Origin of the sequence: Pyrobaculum ferrireducens, from assembly GCF_000234805.1 — an archaeon.
In the GTDB taxonomy this organism is placed as follows: Archaea; Thermoproteota; Thermoprotei; order Thermoproteales; family Thermoproteaceae; genus Pyrobaculum; species Pyrobaculum ferrireducens.
Genome location: NC_016645.1, coordinates 2,161,388 through 2,181,015, shown reverse-complemented (window position 1 = coordinate 2,181,015; position 19,628 = coordinate 2,161,388). Strand labels below are relative to the sequence as shown.

The following is a 19,628-nucleotide window of genomic DNA, read 5'->3' as shown; positions in this document are numbered from 1 at the left end:
GCCATGCGCGGCGCCTTCTGAAAGCCGCCTATGGAATAACCTCGGTAGAGTCGAGCAGGGGGTTGTAATCAAAGTCCTCCCTTCGGATGACCCCCGCCTTCATTAGCTCGGCGATGCGGGGCGCGGCTACTTTCAACGTCTCAATTGTTTTTATTGTTACTCTACACACGGCGTCGAATCCCTCCTCCCCCCAGTAGTCCTCGTAGTGCGTGTATAGACAGCGGCCCCCGCAGACGCCCCGGTACTCACATGTGAGGCATCTATCCCTCAGCCTGGCGCCGTTGGTTATGCCAATTTTGATATGCCCCGCCGTGGCCCACTTCTCCGACACGGCTATGGGGCAGTGGAGCACCCTCCCCTCGGTGTTTACAGCAAAGGAGTACTTCCCCGCGCCGCACGGCACCCAGTCGTAGGGCCGCACCAGCAGAGCCCGGTAGATGCCCAGGAGGGGTATGACCCCCAGAACCCTGCCCCGCTCAGCCTCGGCGACAAACCAATCCCTCAGCCTAGCCACGTCTGGTAGGTAGCTGGACTCGGCCCACTCAAGAAACTCCCGAGGCCCCCACTCATCTGTCCACAACACATTCAACTGCCAATGCACCGCGTCGAACCCCAGCCCCAGGAGGTGCGCCACGTCGCGGAAGAGGCTGGACCGCCGGGACACGGCCATCCTGGCGATTATTTTGCACCCACAGCCGACCTCCCCCCTCAGCCACCTCAACGCCTCCACCACCCTCTTGTAGACGCCGGGGCCTCTGTAGAAGTCCGTCACCTCCGGCGGCCCATCGATGGAGAGAAGAACTGTCGACACCCTCCGCCAGTACTCAGGAGGCAGATTTCTGACAAGAGTGCCGTTTGTCTGAATCCCAAAGCGAGCGTGAGGCAACGCCTCCATAACCTCCACGACGTAGCGAGGGTTCAGGAGAGGCTCCCCCCCGTAGAAAAACACCACGGGGGCCGGGTCCCTCTGTGCAATGAAGCGCGCCACCTCCCGAGGCTCCACCTGCGGCCTCCACGGCGAGTGCCGTGGGTTGAACGAACCCCCGCAGTACCTACAGCTGAGGTTACACGCGCCGGTAGTCAGCAGAAACCACAGCACGGCACCACACCGACTGCCTTATTTAAACACTGTCGGAAATCCGCCATCTCCTCACCAATCAGAGGCTCAGACACACCCCACCTATGGAGTCCAGAGCCCGGGTTTAAAAAAAGAAACCCCCGGCCATCCGCCGGGGGCCGGGAAAATTTTACTCAGCCGTCGCCGGCCACCTGACGAGCGCCTCCTTGGGCGGCTCCGGGTTGACCACCACCGCCGCCTTAACGGCGCCCGGCGGCGCCTGCGCCGTGGCTGGCTGAGGCGGCGGGGCGGCGTATCTCTTGCGTGTTAGGAACAAGGCGATTACGAAGAGGAGGGCTATGCCCAGGGCGGTGGCGGTGTTGATGGCCCATGTGAATCCTGTGTTCAGCTCGCTGTATCTGCTCTCAAGTATCTTGTTCTGTTGCTGGAGTGCCTGGTATGACTTGGTGAGCTCGTCATAGCGCCCACTCAGCTCGCTGTACTTCGCCGAGAGGCTGTAGTAGCTCTCTCTGAGCTGTTGCTCTGCCTTTGTGAGCTCGTCGTATCTTTTCTGCAACTCGGCGAGCCTAGTCTGGAGCTCGGCTATTGTCCTCTGCGCATCTGTGTACTGCCCGGAGAGCTTGTCGTAAGACGCCTTGAGGTTGGCTAGTTGTTTCTGAGCGTCGGCGAGTTGCGCCTCAAGCGAGGCCTTGGCCTGGCTGACTGCGTTCAGCTGTGCCTGGGTCTGCTCCAGCTGAGCCCGCAGGGCGTCTCGCTCCGCCCTCAGCTGTGCCAGGGCGGCCGCCAGCCTGTCGTTGTCTAGCCTAGCCGCCGAGAGCAGGGCGGAGAGGTTGGCCACCTGGGCGTCCCTCTTCTTAAGCAGGTCCTGGAGCTCGGCTATCTTCTGCTTAAGCTGGTCGATCTGCGCGCTGAGCTCCTTAACCTTCTGCTCAAGCGAAGCCGCGTAGCTGGCCAAGTCGTCGTAAGACATGGGGAGCACCCTCCCTATGTAGTAGTTGTAGGAAATGGTGTAGTTGGAGAGGTATATCCAGATCTCCAGGAGTATGAGGGGGTCGACGGCCCTCCGGGGACAGTAGTTGAAGGTCAGGGCCAGTTGCTTCGTCTCCCCAGTCACGAGGCTGAAGCCGCCGAAGCTCCGCTTGTCAACCGTCGGCACGAGGTACGGCTCTGTGTAGAACTTGGCCACCACCTCCACCTTATTTACCGTCACCGGCTGGAGGGCTTTTATCTGGATGGTGACGCCGTAGTCTTGGCAGAACACCCACTGGTCGGTGCGCGTCACCAGCACCTCCACGGGGGGCGACGTGAAGTGGTCGGTCAGCGTACCCGCGGCGGCTATCAACGCCAGCGCGATCACCGCTAGTACCCCTCTCATGAGTTAAAATAAACGTCGGAAATATATTTGTTTCCCGCGAAGTCGCCGCTCAGGTGGCCTTGGGCTTCGCCAGCAACATCAACAACTGGACTAGGCCAATTGCGGCGCTTGGCCACAGCCACGGCAACAGCGTGTAGATGAAGTGCGCCGCGGCCACGGAGAGGGCCGCCACGGAGACCGAGGTGGGGATTAGCCTTATAACGCTCGTAGTGTACCTCGCGGCTATGGCGCCTGGCATAACCAAGAGGACCGCGGGCATTAGAGAGCCCAGGGTGTAGACGCTTGACGCCACCGCCAGGGACATGGAGATGAGGAATAGGTTATCCATGAGTCTGGGCCTCAGCCCGATGGCCTCGGCGAAGCTCTCGTCGATAGCGGCGTATAAATACCTCACGCCGTACAAAAGGGGGAACAGAGAGGCAAGTGCGAGAAAGGGCGCCTGCGCCGCGACGTCGCCGAGGCCCACAAGCACGTATTCGCCGGTTATTATGGTGATTGGGTCAACAGAGGCTCCGTAGAACATCCGCACGGCGAATAGCAGGGCTATGGTTGCAGATATTTGCAGAGACATGACGACCCCGGTGGCCACGTCCTCTCTGTATCCAAGCCTGGCCACCGCCAGCACCGCCAAGTTGAGAACAATGACAAACATCAGCACAAGCCCGTAGAAGGGCCAGGCCGACGCTGTGGTTTTCACTGCGGCGAGGACGAGCGCCGCGGCGAGGGCCGCCGTCAAGATGCTGTGGCCCTGGGCGTGCGCTAGAAAGACCATGCGTCTACTCAGCGCTAGGGGGCTGTGCATTGCGAGTACAAGCGACGTGGCCATGAGGGAAGTCAGCGGCCAGAAAAGCAACGGGGTTGCGAAGTAGGCGTGTCCCAGCGCCGCCAGGGCCGCCAGGGCCGCGGGGGGCCTCAATGCGGATGCGCATAGTCCTCGGTGACGCAGACGTAGCCGTAGGGCGTCTTGGCGAGGCGCACGTAGCGGTATATCTTCGCCAAGACGTCCTCCCGCAACACCTCGTCCACAGCTCCGTACGCCACTACCCGCCTGTTTATGAGCAAAATCTTGTCGGCGAGGTCTGATGGGAGGCTGAGCTCGTGCGACGTCATTAGTATAGTCCTGTCCCTCTTCAACTCTCTAAGCAATCTCAGAAGCTCCACCCTGCCCTGGGGGTCTACGTTGGACAGGGGCTCGTCGAGGAGCAACACGTCGCCTCCAGCCGCCAGCGCCCTTGCTATAGACGCCCTCTGGAGTTGTCCTCCCGAAAGCGCGGCGACGGGGCGGTCCCTCGCGTCGTACAAATCCACCAGCTTCAAAGCCTCCTCGGCCCGCGCCGCGGCGTCCCTCACCCCCCTGAACCTGGCTGGCAGGTAGACGTACTCCCAGACGGTGCCGTAGGATCCCTTGGGTAGGATCTGGGGCAGGTAGCCCACCTTATAGACCCGCCCCCCGCCGCACTCCTCGTCTATGCAGATCTTACCCTCGTAAGGCACGAGGTTGAGAATAGCCATAAACAGAGTAGTCTTCCCAGCCCCGTTTGGCCCCGCCACCAGCACGAACTCCTTGGAGGCGGCGAAGGACACATCCAGCAACACGGGGCGGCCTCCCCGGTGCACCGAGACCCTCTCCAATCTAAGAGACACGTCACCCCACAGAATTTACTATTTAAATGCACAGAGCCGGTGCAACTAGGGTGATGTAGCCAGTGCGCCGTGCACAATTTGACCGCTGCACGCGTCGAGTAAGGGGATATATAACAACTCCTATCTCTCGACATGGACGAGCTAAGCCGTGAATGGGTGAGAGGCGCCAGTTGGTATCTAGAGAAGGCCGTGGAGATTGTGACAAATTCGGACAACCCCGTGGCGCAGGCGGAGGAGCTCCGCCGCGTGAGGCCTGGCATGGCCCCGCTAGACTTCCTCTACCTAGTCCTAAAAAGGGCGGAGGACGCCGGGGTTGATCCCAGGTCGGCCGCGGTGGCGGTTTTGAGATACGCAGAGGAGGCGCGGCGGAGGCTCGACGAGGCTATTGTAAACTCCGGCTTCTGCCCGCGGCGGATCGCCACTATTAGCCTCAGCCGGGCCGTGGCCCGCTTCCTGGAGCTGGCGGGGAGGTGCGTGAAGAGGCTCTACCTGGCGGAGAGCAGGCCGGGGGTGGAGTTCCCAGAGGCCTACCGCACCTACTCTAAATACGTCGAGGTGGTCCCCGTGACGGACTCGGCTGTGGGGGCGTTGGAGTACGACGCGGCGGTGGTGGGGCTAGACGGCTTGTATCAAGATGCGGCGGTGAACAAGGTGGGGACCCTCCCCCTACTGGCGGCGGCTAGGGCCATTGGGGCGAGGGCGGTGGCGGTTTTCGAAAGCTACAAAGCCGTGCCACTACCGGCGCCGCGGCCCATGGAGGTGGAGGCCGACGTGTGGGGGGTGAGGGCCAGGGTGCCGCTGTTCGACCGGGCGCCTCCCGACTTAATCGACCTCTTCATAACCGACCTCGGCGCGTCTGCGGAGCTGGAGGCAGACCCCGTTTTTGACACTGTGCTTAAAAAGGTTTTTAAATTGGTAGTAGGTTGACATGTGCTTTGCAGAGAGGCGGCGAAGAGGGCTGTGTTCGCCCTGGGCCAGGAGGTGTTTATAGAGAGGGTAGAGAGGCGTGGGCCTTGGCTCTACGCCGTCTCCTACGTCAGGTCTGAGACCCGCCGCGACGTCTGCTACCAGGTGGTGCTCAAGATTAAGCTGGGCACTAGGTACTTCGTAGGGCGCTGCGAATGCCCCGACTTCAAATTCCGCGGGGGGCCTTGTAAACACCTCGTCCGGGCCAAGGTGGCGTTGAGGCAATACTTAAAACTTGCCAAACGGAGTAGCTAGGTGAAGCTCTTCACCCTCGAAGAGGCTAACGAGGTGGTTAAGCAACTAAGACCTCTCCTCGCCCCCGTAGTGGAGGCGGCGAGGCGGTGGGACGAGCTGACTCCTGAAGAGATGGAAGAGGCCGAGAGGCAGGCCCAGTGGTTGCTGAAGGCCGCGTCTGAAAACGGCTTCATCATCAGGGATTTTGTAAATGGGATTGTGGACTTCCCCACTGTGACTAGAGACGGCGATTTTGTATACCTGTGCTGGAAAATAGACGAGCCGGAGGTTATGTACTACCACGGCCCCGAGGGCTTCGCCGGGCGGAGACGTATAAAGCCGGGCCTCTTCGACTAGCGCCTAGCCACCTCCGCCACTAGCTTGGCGATCTCCCCAGCCACGTTTACGCCGGTGACCCTCTGCACGTTCTTAAACTCTGGGATTCCGTTGACTTCGAGAACCATGTATCCCCTCTCCGACTCCACCACATCCACGCCCGAGTACAGCGTCCCCACAGCTCTGCTGGCCCTCACCGCCACGTCCTCAAGTTCCGGGTCTATCCTAACCGGCTCGGCCCTCCCGCCCCTAGCGGTGTTGGTGCGCCAGTCCCCCTGGCTAATTCTGTAGATGGCGGCCACCGCCCTGTCCCCCACCACGGTCACCCTGATGTCCCGCCCCGGCTTCTCCACATACTCCTGCACTAGGAAGAGGTGCATGTGGCTGTCCATCCCCCACTTCTGCAAAACAAGCGATCGCAGATCTTCGGCGGACTTTACCAGATTTACAAACCGGCCCCACGAACCGTCGGTCGGCTTCACAATCACCGGGTAGTTCAACTTCTCCGCGACGGCGACCGCTGCCTCGCCCCCGAAGACTAGGTAGGTGGCCGGGGTGGGCACCCCCGCCTTCAGTAGGCTGAGGTATGTCAGGTACTTGTCGTGGGATAGGACAAGCGACGTGGCGCTGTTTATAGCCACGCCGCCGCGGCTCTCGTAGGTAAACGCGGTGGGGATCACCCGGGACCTCGCGGCGACGCGTATAACACCCACCTCCCCCAAGCCGTCTGGCGCCACCACCTCCTCAATATTAACCGCCCTAACCCTAAGTCCGAGGTTCCTCAGCTCGGCTAGTAGAAGCTTCTCGTCGAGCCTGGCGACGTCGTAGACAAAATCAATTTCCCCATGAAGCGGCAGAACGAGGCGGTATATAAATCTCACTCCTATTACCCAAATACTCCACACAGGGCTTATATAGATCCAGACGGATAGATACATGAAGAGCGGGGTCGTCACCGCCCTGAGCTTCGTGGCTATAGCCATGGGCGGGCTCTTCCTAGTATCCACACTAAGCAACCCCTCCCTCGACGTGTTTATCCTCGCCAGAGACCTAGGCCTCTCCCTCTCGGCCCTCGCCACGGGGATCGCGGCCCCCCTCCTCCACAGAAAATTCACAAGCGACGAAGAGGGGAGGCAACCCAACAATTAAATACACCTACTTTACCCCCTCCATGAGCACTAAGCCGCTTGTATACGCCCTCAGCGCTGTCGCCATAATCCTCGGCGCCCTCTTCCTCATAAGCACCATATCAGCCCCCTCCCTAGACCCCCTCATATTAGCCAGAGACCTCATCACGTCCATCCTCGCGATTGTCCTCGGGGTGGTCGCCCCCCTGCTAATTAGGAAGTTCACAGCCCCGGAGGAATAGTTTCAGCCAACTCTCCGTATTTCACAAGTAATATATTAATAACACGGCTAACACATACCCCATGGAGTTTGTGGAGTTCCTAAAAACTCTCGACGACCCCCTCAAGTTCTACATCCACTACAGCCTCAAAAAAATAGGCCTAGATCTCGAGGGGTTAGAGGAGGAAGGCGCGCTGGCGGCTATTTCCAAGGCCGCGGGGCCCCACATTGCTGAAGTTCTCTACGGCATGTATCTAGAGGCCAGAGCCGCCAAGAAGGAGATACTCCTCGTAAGTGCTTAGCCAACTCACCCCCCAGTCCTTCTCACCCCTACGCGCCCTGTTTAAAAAGGGCAGATTTAAAGAGGAGTATAACGCAGAGCTCTACATAGGCCAGGACCTCCTCTGCCACGTAAAGATCTTCACGGGGAGGCCGCCTTACTACGGCCCGTGGGCCGAGGTCTTCAACATAAACCCCAGGTATATAGCCACGGAGTGGGAGCGCCACGTGTACTGCGTACTCCACCGACACATGGAGCCAGGCGACGTGCTGTATGCAGAATACGTAGACGACCTACAAACCTTCCAAGCCCTCCAGCGGGGAGAGCCGCCCGAAGCCACTAGATTGGGTAGGCTCCTCATCCACTGCGGCTACAGAATTGTAAAGAACTGGTACCACCCAGAGGGGTGGCTGGAAGGCGGCATGAAGCTACAGGCAGTAAAGATGTAGACTCGGCCGCGGGCGGGCCCCTCATCCAGCCGCATCCACGGCAGTCCAGCCCGATCCACAGTACAAACAAGGTTAAAATTCTTGACGACGCTAGGCGCGGAGCTGGCTAAGCCAGCGCCGCGGCGGCCCTCCTCCGCCTCTTCACGGCTAGGTAGGCGCCGGCAAGAGCGGCGGCCGCCATGGCCACTGGCGCCGCGGTTGTGAGAGCACCCGCCAGTAGATAGAGGTCGACGTCAGCCGTAGATACGGCGTATATAAGCCACGCGTCGCCGCTCAGGGTATTTACAACGGTGGAGCCAACCATGTAGAGAGTACCTCCATCAAAACTCCCGGAGACCTTTTGCGGTACTTCTATACCATAGATGCGTTGATGTTTTTGGATCTCTGGCGGTAGGTATACCTCGCCGATTTTTCTAAGCTCTGTGTCCAGCACCAAGAGGCGGCTGATGTCCGCAATTACGTAGAGTCTGCCGCCTGCGTACGCCGCCTCCATGGCGTCGAAACCAAGAGCCCTCGCCAGTTGCATGCCGTCTTTGCTGAACTTAACCACGCCGCGGTCGCCGTAGACGTAGGCGTTTCCCCCCTCGTCGAACACCACACCCAGCGCCCCTCTCTCCAGGCCAGGCCTTAGCACGGCGACGCGGCTGAGGTTCCTGTCGAGAATCTCTATGCGCCAGCCCGTCGCGTTGTTTCCAGCCACCCAGATGTAGCCGGCGGGGCTTACGCCGACGCCCCACGCCGCGCCCTGTCCCTCCGTGGAGTTTAGGAGAAGAGCCGACGCCAGGGAGAGGTCGTCTAGCCGCCTCTTCTCCACACGCCAATGAGGAACAAAGTCTATGTACTGAAAACCAGCTATGTAGAGATGCTGACCGTCTGAAGCCACGGATAGAGGCACGCCGGCCGCCCCCTCGACGTATCTCAACGAGCTGAGGTCTAGGTCGAGCTGGAGCACGGCCCACCTAAAACCGGCGTAGCCCACCACGTAGAGCCTGTCTCCCACCACGACACAGCTAGTGAGGACGTCGTAGCCGTCGGTTGGGTCGAGGGCCCACGTCTTGACAAGCCTCCCGCTAGACTTGTCACGCTTCTCAATACGCCACTCTGAAACGGCGCCGGGGCCGCTGTCAAACCCAACGACGTATACATACCCCCCACCTACACACGCGCCGTAGGGCCCGTCTATCCAACTCGACGGGTTCGACACAACTGCCCACTTCACCACAGCGGCGCCAGCCACAGCCGAAAACAATGCGACAAAAACCAGCAACAGCCTAGCCACGTATTACGCACAGCGTCCCGTTTTAAATTATTTCTGCGCCCTCTACACGAGCCTCGCCTTCTTTATCACGTAGTAGCCCCAGCCAGCCTCGCTCCACACCACGTCTCCCTCCACCACCTCAACTCTTCTGCCCCGGAATAGGGGGCTCTCCACCACGTAGGTCTCGTACTCGCCCCCCTCGCCCACGGGTGAGAAGCCGTAGAGGCGGCTCAGCTCGATAAGCCTCCTCGCCTCTGTGGGGCCCACCCTCACCCCCAGCCAGCCCCGACCCAGCCCCATGGCCATGGCCGCCACTATTATGAAGCCGAGGCGGGCCGCCTCCTCCAGCAGAAGCTCCTCCTGGCCCCGGCCCCAGAGCGGCGCGACGTGGCGGAGGCCCAGCCTCTCCGCGATTTTGTCCACCCTCTCCCTCTGGTATCTAGACGCCACGGCCCCGGTCACCACAGCCTCCACGCCGCAGTCCCTAGCCGCGTATCGGAGAGCTCCGGCCAGCTCCTTCACCTCCCTTTCCTTCTCCCCAGAAACCTCAACGAAGTGGTGGGGCACCCCCATCGCCTCGCCGTGTAGCGACGCCCACATGACGTTCACAGTATGGAACATGTAGGAGTCCTGCCTACGCGGCGCGGCCGTGACTAGGCACTTGATTACGTGCCCCTCCTCCACGGCCCGGAGGGCGGCGTAGTGGCTGTCCTTCCCCCCCGTGTAGAGCACCAAGACGTCCACCGGCATCTCCACAATCCATAAATTAATTAAATCTCTTGAATTTGTATGAAGCTCTCGGCTGGAGCTAAGTGGGGCGCCTTGACGGGCCTCCTCTTTGGCTTGTTAAACGGCGTCGTGGGGTACCTAGCCGTGGAGAGCATCAAGCCCCAGATTTTGGAGAGTATATACAAAGTGGCCGTGGAGTCAGGCGCCTCGCCAGAGGCCGCGAAACAGGCTGTTGAGTTCGCGGCGGGGGCCTTGGGGTTGGGGGCGTTTGTGGGCGGCGTTCTGGGCAACCTCATAATCTTGACCATCGTGGGCTTGATCATGGCCGCGGTGTGGGATAGGCTGAAGCTTCCGTGGTATGGGAAGGGGGCGATTTTCTCGCTGGCGCTTCTCCTCATCTCTGTGTTGCCGGGCGTGTTAATTAAGACGCCTAACGAGCCCGCGCCCCCAGCGGTGTTCCAAATACTCGGCGCAGTGCTCACCTTCGCCGGCCCGCTGGTGCTCTCCTGGTTGCTGGAGAGGAGAGGTAGCTGATATGAGGCACGCCGCGGCCCTGGCCGTCGCGCTGGCGGCCCTCGCGGCGGGGCAGGCGGCTCTCTTCCAGCCGGCGGCTGATTTTCTCTTCCTCGGCGGGCAGTGGGTGGACTTGCCTAAGTACCCCGGCGACGTCGGGCTGTACAAGCTGTCTTTCTACCTCGCCGCCCAGCACATCGACGTAGGCGTGGAGCTTAAGTGCAGACAGGCCTCGGCCGAGGCGGCCCGCGCCGCCTCCGCGGGGCCCGGTGTTTTTGAGGTGGTGCTGAAGGTGAGGGCGGAGGAGCTGGGGGTCTCGGAGGGGTGCCGGGTGGTGTTTAGGTCGAGGCACACGGTGAAGGCCGGGGCGCTTGGGGACGGCGTTGAGAAGGTGGAGTACCACGAGGTGGCGGTTCCGCACTACCCCTCCCCCGCGTTTAGGGTAAACGGCACTCTCTACCTGGGGGTTGTGGGGAGGGTGTCGCTGTGCGTATACGACGGGTATACCTACAACGGCACTGTGGAGGTGTCCGCCGTTGGGGCGAGGCTGTACGGCGACGCGCGGTTCAGAGGGGAGCTGGGCAACTGGTGTGTATACGTGGCTGTGGCGCCTCTGGACTTCAACGCGGCGCTGGTGGCGACTGTGAGGACGCGGGACGCGCTGGGGAGGGAGGTGGCCGTGTCGCGGCAGATCCCCCTGGCGGTTAAGCCCAGGCCGGCACCCCTCGTCGTGCCTAAGGTGACGTGGCTGAGGGCTGGTCTCGTCGAGTCTGTGGGCTTCGCCGTTCGGTACAGCATACCTGTAAACGGCACGGTGTACGCAGGCAGCTCCTCGGCGCCGCTTGTAAACGGCGAGGCGGAGATATGGGGCTCTGTATACGCCGCTCCCCCGGTGGTCTACGTGCCGGTGGTTGTGCAACTAGACACCGGGGCTGTGGACCGGGTGGAGGTGCCCCTCCCGGTATACTCGGTGCCCGCCGACGTGGTGGAGATAGCCGTGTCGCCCACGACGCTGGTGGCCGGCGATGTGAACAACGTCAAGATCTCCATCAAGTACCCCGGCGTTTTTGAAGGGTCTATCTCTGTGTCCGGCGGGGTGGCGCTGGGGGTCAACCCCGTGACCTTCACCGCCAGCGACAAGGCCGAGCTGACTCTCCAGATAGTACCCACCTCCAGCGTTGTTACTCTAGACGTCACCGTGGTAAACCCGGGCGGCTACTCCACGAGGCACGTGGTGAACCTCTTGGCGGCTCAGAGGCAGATATTCGACGTCTCCGTGGAGCCGTCTGAGGTCGCCTCTGGGGGGAGGCACGTCCTGCGCATCTACGTGAAGCCCCTTGTAAACGTGTCGGAGGCTACGGTCACGCTGTTTCCCGTCAGCGGCTTGGTCTTCCCCCAGATCACCGCGAGGCTGGGGGGAGGATCGGTTGACATCCCCGTGGAGGTACCCTCCGACGTCGTGGGCACAGCCGCCCTTGGCTACAAGATCGTGTACACCCTTGCGTCTGGGATCTCCGGGGAGTACGGCGGGACGCTGTACCTAGTAGCCACCCAGCGCCCGATCCTGTCCCTCTCCGCCTCGGTCAGCCCCGAGAAGGCCGAGCCCGGCAACCCCTTCTACCTAACGGTGAGGCTCTACAACTCCGGCGGTGTGGAGGCCAGAGACGTCAGGCTAAACGTCTCGGGCCCCGTCAAGGTGGTGAGGCAACCCGGCCCGCTGGGCGCAGTGCCGCCCCAGACGAGCAAAGACGCCGTCTTCACCCTAACGGCCGACAGCCCCGGGAGGTACCAGGTGAGGGTAGCGGCGACATATTGGGATAGGCTCGGCAGAAGCTACACAGCGGAGCAGACGGTGGAGGTGGTGGTCAACAAGACGGAAACTGCTTACGCCCCGGCGACGGCCACGGGCTCGGGAGGCGGCGGGGGGAGCAACCCGCAGCTCTATGCCGTTGCGGCGCTGGCGGCGGTGGCAGTTGCGCTGTTGGCGCTGGGCTTCAGGCGGGGCCGTGTTGCCAGACGTAGCTAGGCTTGCGTGGCTGGCGGTTAGGGAGAGGGCCGGCAGGTCGGCACTCGCCGCCCTGGGCGTCTTCATCGCCTTTCTAGCCCTCGCGACGGCGCTCTCCATAGGGGAGACCTTCAAGGGCGTCGTGGAGGAGGCCTTTCAGCGCCTTGGGCTAAACACGGTGTGGATACTGCCCCGGTTTAGGCCTCTTACAGAGGCCGACGTGGCCACGGTTTCCGCCCTCCTCCCAACGGCGGTGGTTATACCGATGACGGGGGAGGGCGCCAAGGCGAGGTTGCCAGACGGCTCCGAGAGGGACGTGATGATATACTACGTGCCGCCAGAGGCCGTGGACGTGTTAATTCCGCGGGACGCCTTGAAGTCCGGCGTCATGTCGGTAGGAGGCTCCCTAGCCCTGGTCTCCACCAGGGTCAAGATGGCCGGGGACGTACCGCTCGAGTCAGGCATGCCTGTTACGCTGGAGCGCTCGACGGGTCCGCCGCTGGAGGTGACAGCGGCGGGGGTGGTGGACCTCTCCGGCATCGCGGGCCCTCTCGGCGGCGGCGACGTCTTTGTGGACAGAGCCCTCTCCGCGGTTGAGGGCTACGCCTTGATCTACGTCATCACGGACAGCCCCCAGACTGCTGAGAAGGCGGCGGCCCGGCTGACGCCCTACTTCCCAGACGCCACCATCCTCTCCCCCCAGGTACTGGCGCGACAGGTTGGGCAGTTCGCCGCCATTGCCCAGATGGGGCTCGGCGTCTTGGCCGGCGTAAGCGCCTTGATAACCGCTATGTGGCTCTACGACACCATGACAATATCTATTCTGCAGAGGACGAAGGAAATCGGCATAATGAGGGCCGTCGGGTTCAAGAGGAGGCACATCCTCGCGGTGATACTCGCCGAGTCCCTCATTGTAATAGCCATGGGCATCGCCGCCGCGCTGCCAGTCCTGTTCCTCATCTCGCAGATATCAATCCCCATAGGCTTCGGCACCGCACTGAAACTCAAAATAACCCCCGCGGCCGTGCTCGCCTCAGCCGCGGTGGTGCTGGCCGCCAATATGCTAGGCGCCCTGGCCCCCGCCTACAGAGCGAGTAGACTAAACATAGTAGACGCCCTCAGATACGAATAGAGATGCGAGAGGCAAGGGCTCCACAGCCGCCATCAATCTGGGCGTAGTGCGGTTTAGGGAGGGGTGCCGAACTACCAGCCACGCGTTTCAAGTCTGTAGCCGCGGGTCGGACACGCGCCTACTGTACGACTTTCGGCATTGCTCCGGCAGTGTCCAGTGACCCCTCGTCCACGTTGCCGCCATCGTCACGGCGGCGACGTAAAGTAGAGGAGACGCCTGGCGAAAACACGCCGGCTGTGGCAAGGGGCCCTGTTCTACTCGGTCGGCAGTATTTTAAAGTCTTGGAACTCGCCGCGGTACTCCTCCCAGCGCACCTCCAAGTCCTCTACACGGGCGCCGGGGGGCCCCACCTGTGCCCACTGGAGGACCTTCTCCACAGCGTCTCTCGGCCCCTCCAGCACGGCCTCGACTGTCCTGCCGTCGGATTTGTTCCTGACCCAGCCCTTGACGCCGTGTCTAGTGGCGACCTCTCTCATAGACTGCCTGAAGAAGACGCCCTGCACCCTCCCCCTTATGAAGACGTGGGCTCTCACCATGTCCATGCCGGCTTGTGGGAGAATGTTTTTATAGATGTGGCGCCTTTCCCCAGTGCTCCAGGTGGTGGACTACGCCCTTCTTAAGCCGTATCTGACCGTGGAGGATGTGGCGAGGGGTGCCGCTAGGGCTGAGGAGCTGGGGGTGGCCTCCTTCTGCGTCAACCCGGTCTACGCCCAGTACGTGAGGCCGCTTCTGAGGAGGGTGAGGCTCTGCGTGGTGGTCGACTTCCCCTTCGGCGCCTCCCAGACCTGGGAGAGGGCGCAAGCCGTCTCTAGGCTCGCGGAGGTGGCGGAGGAGCTGGACGTCGTGGCGCCGATCGGCTTGGTGAAGTCCCAGAGATGGGTGGAGGTGAGGCGGGACCTCGTCAGCGTGGTGGGGGCGGCCGGCGGGAGGGTTGTCAAGGTGATCGTAGAGGAGCCTTATCTCACCGACGAGGAGAGGTACAGGCTGTACGACATAGTGGCGGAGGCCGGGGCCCACTTTATAAAAAGCTCCACCGGCTTCGCCGAGGAGGCCTACGCCAAGCAGCTGGGCAACCCCACCCACTCCACGCCTGAGAGGGCGGCGGCGATCGCCAGGTACATCAGAGAGAGGGGGTACAGACTGGGGGTGAAGATGGCCGGCGGGATTAGGACAAGGGAGCAGGCCCGCGCCATTATAGAAGCCATAGGCTTCGGCCTAGACCCGGCGCGGGTTAGGCTGGGGACCTCCACCCCCGAGGCCCTCGCGTAATGGGGACTTGCCTCTCCGTACTCCAGAGGGCATCGGAGGCGCGGGGGGCTATAAACGACGCCTTGAGGATAGCTAGCCGCAGATTTGAGGAACTCAGCGACGAGGAGGTGTGGGCCCTTCGATACCAGCTAATTGTGCTCGTAGAGGCCCTCGCCTCTATGTGTATGAAGTTCGCGAGGGCGGCGTGGGGCCGCGTGTTTTCCTCCTACCGCGAGTGTCTAAGGGAGGTGGACAGGAGGCTGGGGATCGGCTGTGGAGAGGTCCTAGCCGCCTTGGTGGGGCTCCGCAACCTCCTCGTCCATAGATACTTCGCAGTGGACGACAGAAGGGTGTACGACGCGGTGAAGAGCGACTTCAAATGCGTCCTCGAATTTATCAAGAGGGTTGAGGAAAATGCGCCCTGTCTATCAAGTTAGGCTGGACGAGGTTCTGGAGAAGTTGAGGAGGGCGGCCGGCGGCAGGAGGCTGGCCGTGCTGTTCGGCTCCGCCGCGGAGTCGGAGGTGGTGCACGACGTCGATGTCCTCATCGACGGCTCGGATCTGGGAGAGGCCCTCCGCCTCGCGGCCGAGATAGAAGAGGCCCTGGGCGTCCCCGCCGACGTGGTGCCCGCCGGACTCGCGCCGCCTTGCCTCGTCGCCGAGGCCCTGACGCGGGGCGTCGTGGTGGCCGCCGACTGGGACTACTACGACGAGCTACTCTACCTCTCAGTGGGGCAGTGCCAAGACCTCAAGATCAAGCTTAGAGAAGCGGGGATTGGCATTTCCTAGCCCAACGCTACCGCTTAGCTGTGAGGAGTTTCCACAGGGCGAGGGAAACCACGCCGAGGCCTACGAGTATGGGGAGTGCGGGGAGCCACTTCTCCACGATTTCCCAGGCCTCTGCCTCTCTGCCGGCTCTGCGGAGCTCCACGGCGTCCCCTAGCTCTCTCCTCACCCGCTCTCTCCACTCCTCCAGCGTCTTGCGCCCCGCCTCTGTCAAGACGTAGCGGGCGCCTTTCCTCTCCACGTAGCCCCTCTCCTGGAGGGTGTTGATTATCGCCTCTACGTCGTGGGGCTCCATGTCTAGCATCTTGCTGATCCTGCCAGGGGGCGTTCCTGAGGCGAGGGCCTCCAGGACGAGGTAGTACTCAGTCTTCACGCCGGCGTCCCGCTCCGTCAATATATACTTTACGGCCTTTTCCTATTCATCCAGAGGACGAAGAGAACTGCCGCTATGATTATCACCACCCATATCAGTATGTGCAGTCCGTAGCCGCCTCCCCTAGCGGCCGCCGTGTTGGTCGTGGGCTGAGTGGCGGCGGTTGTGGTGGGCTGGGTTCTCGTCGCGGGGGCTGTGGCGGGGGTTGTCGCCGTCTGTGTGGTGGCTGGCGGCTTGCCGCCGGCTTCTCTGTACCACTGCAACACCAGGGCCTTGAGGCGCTGGGCTAGCTGGGGGTTGTGGATTAGGAGGCCGACTTCTCTGTTCCTCTGTATTGAGTAGTAGCCGATGTTTATCGACCCGACGTAGACGTAGTCGCCCACTACAATTATCTTGGCGACGATGTCCTCGTCCACTGCGGTGTTTATGTCGGCGTCTGTCCTAGCCACCACGGCGTAGTACGTGGGGTGCCGGAGGATTAGGGGGACTAGGCCGGAGTCTGTATATATCTGTTCCATGGCTATGTACAGCTCGCCTGGCTGGCTGAGTATCCACTCGAGGCCGTCCTGGGAGTTTATCGGCGACACCAAGACGCCGGGGTATCTGTAGCGGGGGTATACCCCGCGGTAGTCGTTGAGGATTATGGTGGTCAGCTGGCGGGCGAGGGTGGCGTTGTGGATCACCAGCATCACCCCTTTGTTTCTGCTGAAGCCCGAGGCCGTTGGGTTTATGTTGCCTATGATGACTGTCTTGTTGTCTATGACGTATAGCTTTGTGTGGACGTTGGGGAAGTCGCCGTTCCACCTAACCTTCACGCCGTTGCTCTCCATGTAGCTGGCGAGTTCCTTTGCCTGCTGGGGAACTCCGCCGTATACCTTAGCCGAGAGGACTACGTAGACATCGACGCCCCGCCTAGCGGCCTCGACTAGGGCGTCGGCTAGGGGTCTGTAGGTGAGGACGTAGACCTCTACGTACACCGCCTGCTTCGCCCCCTTGACGTAGTCCACGATTTTTGTAGTGTTTATAGGAGACACCAGCACTGAATCGACTTCAAGTCTTATTGGCGATACGGCCAGCGCGATCAACGCCGCCAGAAGCGCCAGTGTTAAGAAGCGCATGTCGCCGTCTCTGCACGTCTTATAAAGTTTTGCGTTTTAAGAGTCTGTACCAGAGGCGCCTCGCCGTGTATTCAAACCCCAGCGTCTTGGCTATCTCCACCGCCGTCTCCATTTTCTGACTAAGCTCCTCGGGGCTGTGGGGGTTGGTCACGCCGCCCGCCTCGGGCGCCCAGTCGTACACCACCACGAGGCGTCTCGCCACCCTCTCCATCTCCAGCAGGGCTCTGCGCACGTCTCTAAAGTGGTGTAGCGCCACGACGGAAATCGCGGAGTTGCACGCGGCGTCGCGGTAGGGCAGGGCCTCGGCCGGCGCCAGGTCTAGCCTAAGCATGCCGATCTCCACGAACTGCCGGAAGCGGCTCCTCAGGCTCGTCACCACTCCTGGGTCGACGTCCACAGCGCAGACCCTCACCCCCCTCCTCAGGAGGTACTCCGTCGAGGCGCCGAAGCCGGCTCCCACGTCGACTGCGGAACTCCCCAGATCCAAGGCGTCCAGGTCTTGGAAAATCTCCTCTATCATAGCTGCCTCAGCGCGTACTCCGCCGCCTCCTCAGCTGTGGAGGCTTTTACAACCGCCATGAATCCCGTGACGTGTTTAAAAACCACGGCGTCGCCCTTGAGCCTCCTCAGGTCTATCACGCTGGCGTATCTGTCCGGGCGCCACACAGTATACGCGCCCTTCGTGCGGCGATCCCTCACCACAATGATAGCTGGCTCGTTTGACAGCACGCCGGTGTCGAGAAGGGCGTTCCAGAGGGGGGCTGGGGGGATGTTGTCCTCCACGGCGACCGCCACGGCGGCGTCGCCCCGCAACAGGCTGTACCGCCCGCTGGTCACCAGCTCCACGGCCTTCGCCGCGTCGCCGAAGTACTTCTCCAAGCCCTTCAGCACGTAGGGCTCCAGCTCGGGCACCGCCAGCACGGCGTATGCGCCGAAGTCCACCCCGAAGCCGGTCTCGTAGGCCTCCTTCGTCGCGGCGGCCGCCACCGGGTCCCTAGCCGCCGAGAGCATGAGCCTCAGGTTTTGGAAGGTCCGGGGGAACCTCTCGGCGGCGTCGGCGTAGGGGAGCCGCTCGGCGAGTTTAAAAGCCTCGTGGAAAGCCGGGAGGTCCACCTCCAGCCTTGCGTACACCGCCTCGGCGACTAGGTCTAGAAACTTCTCGTCTTTCACAACGCCGTGGAAGTCTGAGAAGTACTTCGTAAGGCCGTTGTTGAGGGAGTTGCCGTAGGGACCTGCCCACCTCTTGGCCCCGGGACCGTATCTGTCGAAGAGGTCGAGGAAGTGTATCAAGGTGGCGACAAGCGGCGCGGGGCGGGCCCCCACAGCGTACATAACCTGCACGACGCTGGACGGCTCCTCCGAGGGGTCGGACACGCCGTGGTGGTCAAGCACGGCGTATCGCTCCGGGAGTTTGCCTCTAAACGCGTCGCCGATGTCCGCTAACACCACGCCTCCGCCCACCTCGAGTATCTCATCCACCGTGTTGAGGCGGTAGACGGCCTCGGCGCCGTGTCGCTTCAGCAACGCGGCGGCTACGGTGTCGTCTGCGTGTGCCGTCCCTCCGTGGGTAACGGCCACAAACCCGCCCGACTTAATGAGCCGGGAGGCTTTGAGCACGTCGTCGAGCCACGACACGGCTTTCCCTATTTTTTCATTAATAACTTTTAAAGATTGTGTATTGGTGGATACGTGGTCTCTCTCCAGGTGGAGAAGCTCGAAAAGTTTTTTCCACCGAATGTCTACGCCTTGAGAGACGTAAGTGTGTCTATTAGGGATGGGGAGTTTCTGGTGGTGCTTGGCCCCTCCGGCTCCGGCAAGACCACCTTTATCCGGTGCATCGCTGGTCTTGAGACTCCTACCAAGGGGCGGATTTTATTCGGCGACGTGCCTGTTGTGGACGTGGAGAGGGGGGTGAACGTCCCGCCGGCGAAGAGGAACGTGGGGATGGTGTTTCAGAACTGGGCTCTTTACCCCCACATGAAGGTGTTTGACAACATAGCCTTCCCCCTGAAGATTAAGAAGCTCCCGAGGCGGGAGGTTGAGAAGCGTGTGAGAGAGGTGGCCGAGGCGCTGGGCATCTCCGATTTGCTGAGCCGCTACCCCCGGCAACTGTCGGGGGGCCAGCAACAGAGGGTGGCGATTGCCAGGGCGTTGGTTAAGGAGCCGCAGGTTCTCCTCATGGATGAGCCGTTTTCTAACCTAGACGCGCGGTTGAGGATCTCGGCGAGGGAGTTTGTGAAGAGTCTCCAGAGGAGGCTGGGGATAACCACTATCCTGGTGACCCACGACCAGCACGACGCATATGCCCTCGCCGATAGACTCATGATTATAAACAACGGAGTGGTGCAACAAATCGGCACCACCGACGAGGTACTTAACAACCCGGCTAACGTCTTCGTGGCGCAGTTCTTCGGCGACCCGCCTATAAACCTGGTGGAGGGCGAGGGCAGGGGGGACCACGTGGACTTGGGCGATTTGAAGATCCCCGTCCAGGCGCCACAGGGCAGGCTCCAGGTTGGGATTAGGCCCACTGATATATACGTCGCTGATAGGCCCCTCAACCCCGGCGATATTGAGCTGGCGCCGGGTAGGATAGTGTTGGTGGAGTACCTCGGCTTCACGCCGGTGGCCGTTGTGAGGTGGGAGAGGACTGAGATAAGGGCGGCTATGTACAACAAGTTGAGAGAGGGGGACACCGCCAGGGTCTTTCTAAGGAAGGAGGGGGTTAAGCTGTTTAGAGACGGCGTACGAGTTTAA

General features: G+C 61.5%; 26 protein-coding genes. 14 read left to right on the top strand and 12 right to left on the bottom strand.

Annotated elements, in window-relative coordinates; all coding sequences use genetic code 11:
- Positions 1–28: 28 nt before the first annotated feature.
- The 4 genes from P186_RS12250 to P186_RS12235 all read right to left on the bottom strand — a co-directional run bounded on the left by P186_RS12250 (position 29) and on the right by P186_RS12235 (position 4,097).
- Positions 29–1,099: a TIGR04084 family radical SAM/SPASM domain-containing protein gene (locus P186_RS12250; RefSeq protein ID WP_014289824.1), complete on the bottom strand. Its 1,071-nt coding sequence runs from the start codon at positions 1,097–1,099 to the stop codon at positions 29–31.
- Between the two features lie 148 nt (positions 1,100–1,247).
- On the bottom strand, positions 1,248–2,453 hold the full coding sequence (locus P186_RS12245; protein ID WP_014289823.1) for a hypothetical protein: 1,206 nt from the start codon (positions 2,451–2,453) through the stop codon (positions 1,248–1,250).
- Positions 2,454–2,502: 49 nt separating this feature from the next.
- A complete protein-coding gene (locus P186_RS12240; protein WP_014289822.1) occupies positions 2,503–3,369 on the bottom strand; it encodes a metal ABC transporter permease in 867 nt (288 codons plus the stop codon).
- A complete protein-coding gene (locus P186_RS12235; protein ID WP_014289821.1) occupies positions 3,366–4,097 on the bottom strand; it encodes a metal ABC transporter ATP-binding protein in 732 nt (243 codons plus the stop codon). The genes P186_RS12240 and P186_RS12235 overlap by 4 nt, the downstream gene beginning before the upstream one ends.
- A gap of 132 nt (positions 4,098–4,229) precedes the next feature.
- Here P186_RS12235 and P186_RS12230 point away from each other — a divergent pair, with 132 nt between their 5' ends.
- Genes P186_RS12230 through P186_RS12220 form a run of 3 tightly spaced genes read left to right on the top strand, consistent with a single transcriptional unit; the run spans position 4,230 to position 5,654 of the window.
- Positions 4,230–5,024, top strand: a complete 795-nt coding sequence (locus P186_RS12230; RefSeq protein WP_014289820.1) for an eIF2B alpha/beta/delta subunit family protein — start codon at positions 4,230–4,232, stop codon at positions 5,022–5,024.
- 3 nt (positions 5,025–5,027) lie between these two features.
- Positions 5,028–5,318 (top strand): SWIM zinc finger family protein, encoded by a 291-nt coding sequence (locus P186_RS12225; protein ID WP_014289819.1) that lies wholly within the window; start codon positions 5,028–5,030, stop codon positions 5,316–5,318.
- Positions 5,319–5,654 (top strand): DUF2203 domain-containing protein, encoded by a 336-nt coding sequence (locus P186_RS12220; RefSeq protein ID WP_014289818.1) that lies wholly within the window; start codon positions 5,319–5,321, stop codon positions 5,652–5,654.
- Here the strand turns inward: P186_RS12220 and lysX are convergent.
- Positions 5,651–6,571, bottom strand: a complete 921-nt coding sequence (gene lysX, locus P186_RS12215) for a lysine biosynthesis protein LysX (protein ID WP_014289817.1) — start codon at positions 6,569–6,571, stop codon at positions 5,651–5,653. The two genes, P186_RS12220 and lysX, sit on opposite strands and share 4 nt — an antisense overlap.
- On the opposite strand from lysX, the gene P186_RS12210 reads away from it, so the two are divergent.
- The 4 genes from P186_RS12210 (at position 6,570) to P186_RS12195 (ending at position 7,709) form a co-directional block, all read left to right on the top strand.
- The gene (locus P186_RS12210; RefSeq protein WP_014289816.1) at positions 6,570–6,782 is read left to right on the top strand and encodes a hypothetical protein; all 213 of its coding nucleotides are present in this window, start codon (positions 6,570–6,572) and stop codon (positions 6,780–6,782) included. The two genes, lysX and P186_RS12210, sit on opposite strands and share 2 nt — an antisense overlap.
- 22 nt (positions 6,783–6,804) lie before the next feature.
- Positions 6,805–7,002, top strand: a complete 198-nt coding sequence (locus tag P186_RS12205) for a hypothetical protein (RefSeq protein ID WP_014289815.1) — start codon at positions 6,805–6,807, stop codon at positions 7,000–7,002.
- Positions 7,003–7,063: 61 nt separating this feature from the next.
- The gene (locus P186_RS12200; RefSeq protein WP_014289814.1) at positions 7,064–7,282 is read left to right on the top strand and encodes a hypothetical protein; all 219 of its coding nucleotides are present in this window, start codon (positions 7,064–7,066) and stop codon (positions 7,280–7,282) included.
- Positions 7,275–7,709: a DUF1122 family protein gene (locus P186_RS12195; RefSeq protein WP_014289813.1), complete on the top strand. Its 435-nt coding sequence runs from the start codon at positions 7,275–7,277 to the stop codon at positions 7,707–7,709. The genes P186_RS12200 and P186_RS12195 overlap by 8 nt, the downstream gene beginning before the upstream one ends.
- Before the next feature lie 106 nt (positions 7,710–7,815).
- Here the strand turns inward: P186_RS12195 and P186_RS12190 are convergent, their stop codons facing one another.
- Both P186_RS12190 and P186_RS12185 read right to left on the bottom strand, forming a co-directional pair.
- Complete coding sequence (locus P186_RS12190; RefSeq protein ID WP_014289812.1) at positions 7,816–8,988, bottom strand: NHL repeat-containing protein; 1,173 nt, start codon at positions 8,986–8,988, stop codon at positions 7,816–7,818.
- A gap of 42 nt (positions 8,989–9,030) precedes the next feature.
- Positions 9,031–9,717, bottom strand: coding sequence for a diphthine--ammonia ligase (locus tag P186_RS12185; RefSeq protein ID WP_338050675.1), 687 nt, complete (start codon positions 9,715–9,717; stop codon positions 9,031–9,033).
- A gap of 39 nt (positions 9,718–9,756) precedes the next feature.
- On the opposite strand from P186_RS12185, the gene P186_RS12180 reads away from it, so the two are divergent.
- The 3 genes from P186_RS12180 to P186_RS12170 are packed head-to-tail and all read left to right on the top strand — an operon-like array spanning position 9,757 to position 13,346.
- Positions 9,757–10,230: a hypothetical protein gene (locus tag P186_RS12180; RefSeq protein WP_014289810.1), complete on the top strand. Its 474-nt coding sequence runs from the start codon at positions 9,757–9,759 to the stop codon at positions 10,228–10,230.
- A 1-nt stretch (position 10,231) separates the two neighbouring features.
- A complete protein-coding gene (locus tag P186_RS12175; RefSeq protein ID WP_014289809.1) occupies positions 10,232–12,235 on the top strand; it encodes a COG1361 family protein in 2,004 nt (667 codons plus the stop codon).
- Positions 12,216–13,346 carry an ABC transporter permease gene (locus tag P186_RS12170; RefSeq protein WP_148683240.1) on the top strand — a complete coding sequence of 377 codons (1,131 nt, stop codon included), beginning with the start codon at positions 12,216–12,218 and terminating at the stop codon, positions 13,344–13,346. Before P186_RS12175 ends, P186_RS12170 begins: the two co-directional genes overlap by 20 nt.
- 254 nt (positions 13,347–13,600) lie before the next feature.
- On the opposite strand, the gene P186_RS12165 is transcribed toward P186_RS12170, so the two are convergent.
- The gene (locus P186_RS12165; RefSeq protein ID WP_014289807.1) at positions 13,601–13,888 is read right to left on the bottom strand and encodes an acylphosphatase; all 288 of its coding nucleotides are present in this window, start codon (positions 13,886–13,888) and stop codon (positions 13,601–13,603) included.
- A gap of 46 nt (positions 13,889–13,934) precedes the next feature.
- On the opposite strand from P186_RS12165, the gene deoC reads away from it, so the two are divergent.
- The 3 genes from deoC to P186_RS12150 are packed head-to-tail and all read left to right on the top strand — an operon-like array spanning position 13,935 to position 15,383.
- The gene (gene deoC, locus P186_RS12160) at positions 13,935–14,615 is read left to right on the top strand and encodes a deoxyribose-phosphate aldolase (protein ID WP_014289806.1); all 681 of its coding nucleotides are present in this window, start codon (positions 13,935–13,937) and stop codon (positions 14,613–14,615) included.
- Positions 14,615–15,031 carry a DUF86 domain-containing protein gene (locus P186_RS12155; protein ID WP_014289805.1) on the top strand — a complete coding sequence of 139 codons (417 nt, stop codon included), beginning with the start codon at positions 14,615–14,617 and terminating at the stop codon, positions 15,029–15,031. The genes deoC and P186_RS12155 overlap by 1 nt, the downstream gene beginning before the upstream one ends.
- A complete protein-coding gene (locus P186_RS12150; protein WP_014289804.1) occupies positions 15,009–15,383 on the top strand; it encodes a nucleotidyltransferase family protein in 375 nt (124 codons plus the stop codon). The genes P186_RS12155 and P186_RS12150 overlap by 23 nt, the downstream gene beginning before the upstream one ends.
- 7 nt (positions 15,384–15,390) lie before the next feature.
- On the opposite strand, the gene P186_RS12145 is transcribed toward P186_RS12150, so the two are convergent.
- From P186_RS12145 to P186_RS12130, 4 genes are read right to left on the bottom strand one after another with little or no spacing between them, the layout of a single operon-like run.
- Positions 15,391–15,753: a winged helix-turn-helix domain-containing protein gene (locus P186_RS12145; RefSeq protein WP_148683057.1), complete on the bottom strand. Its 363-nt coding sequence runs from the start codon at positions 15,751–15,753 to the stop codon at positions 15,391–15,393.
- A gap of 29 nt (positions 15,754–15,782) precedes the next feature.
- Positions 15,783–16,871, bottom strand: a complete 1,089-nt coding sequence (locus tag P186_RS12140) for a phospholipase D-like domain-containing protein (protein ID WP_014289802.1) — start codon at positions 16,869–16,871, stop codon at positions 15,783–15,785.
- A gap of 19 nt (positions 16,872–16,890) precedes the next feature.
- On the bottom strand, positions 16,891–17,391 hold the full coding sequence (locus tag P186_RS12135; protein ID WP_014289801.1) for a class I SAM-dependent methyltransferase: 501 nt from the start codon (positions 17,389–17,391) through the stop codon (positions 16,891–16,893).
- A complete protein-coding gene (locus tag P186_RS12130; protein ID WP_014289800.1) occupies positions 17,388–18,506 on the bottom strand; it encodes a hypothetical protein in 1,119 nt (372 codons plus the stop codon). Before P186_RS12130 ends, P186_RS12135 begins: the two co-directional genes overlap by 4 nt.
- A 54-nt stretch (positions 18,507–18,560) precedes the next feature.
- Between P186_RS12130 and glcV the strand changes: the two genes are divergently transcribed.
- Positions 18,561–19,628 carry a glucose ABC transporter ATP-binding protein GlcV gene (gene glcV / locus P186_RS12125; RefSeq protein ID WP_014289799.1) on the top strand — a complete coding sequence of 356 codons (1,068 nt, stop codon included), beginning with the start codon at positions 18,561–18,563 and terminating at the stop codon, positions 19,626–19,628.

Coding starts and splice junctions, on each gene's coding strand:
- P186_RS12245 (WP_014289823.1), bottom strand. CDS start 2,453: ATGAGAGGGGTACTAGCGGTGATCGCGCTGGCGTTGATAGCCGCCGCG.
- P186_RS12230 (WP_014289820.1), top strand. CDS start 4,230: ATGGACGAGCTAAGCCGTGAATGGGTGAGAGGCGCCAGTTGGTATCTA.
- P186_RS12210 (WP_014289816.1), top strand. CDS start 6,570: ATGAAGAGCGGGGTCGTCACCGCCCTGAGCTTCGTGGCTATAGCCATG.
- lysX (WP_014289817.1), bottom strand. CDS start 6,571: ATGTATCTATCCGTCTGGATCTATATAAGCCCTGTGTGGAGTATTTGG.
- P186_RS12205 (WP_014289815.1), top strand. CDS start 6,805: ATGAGCACTAAGCCGCTTGTATACGCCCTCAGCGCTGTCGCCATAATC.
- P186_RS12200 (WP_014289814.1), top strand. CDS start 7,064: ATGGAGTTTGTGGAGTTCCTAAAAACTCTCGACGACCCCCTCAAGTTC.
- P186_RS12185 (WP_338050675.1), bottom strand. CDS start 9,717: ATGCCGGTGGACGTCTTGGTGCTCTACACGGGGGGGAAGGACAGCCAC.
- P186_RS12180 (WP_014289810.1), top strand. CDS start 9,757: ATGAAGCTCTCGGCTGGAGCTAAGTGGGGCGCCTTGACGGGCCTCCTC.
- P186_RS12175 (WP_014289809.1), top strand. CDS start 10,232: ATGAGGCACGCCGCGGCCCTGGCCGTCGCGCTGGCGGCCCTCGCGGCG.
- P186_RS12165 (WP_014289807.1), bottom strand. CDS start 13,888: ATGGACATGGTGAGAGCCCACGTCTTCATAAGGGGGAGGGTGCAGGGC.
- P186_RS12155 (WP_014289805.1), top strand. CDS start 14,615: ATGGGGACTTGCCTCTCCGTACTCCAGAGGGCATCGGAGGCGCGGGGG.
- P186_RS12150 (WP_014289804.1), top strand. CDS start 15,009: ATGCGCCCTGTCTATCAAGTTAGGCTGGACGAGGTTCTGGAGAAGTTG.
- P186_RS12140 (WP_014289802.1), bottom strand. CDS start 16,871: ATGCGCTTCTTAACACTGGCGCTTCTGGCGGCGTTGATCGCGCTGGCC.
- P186_RS12135 (WP_014289801.1), bottom strand. CDS start 17,391: ATGATAGAGGAGATTTTCCAAGACCTGGACGCCTTGGATCTGGGGAGT.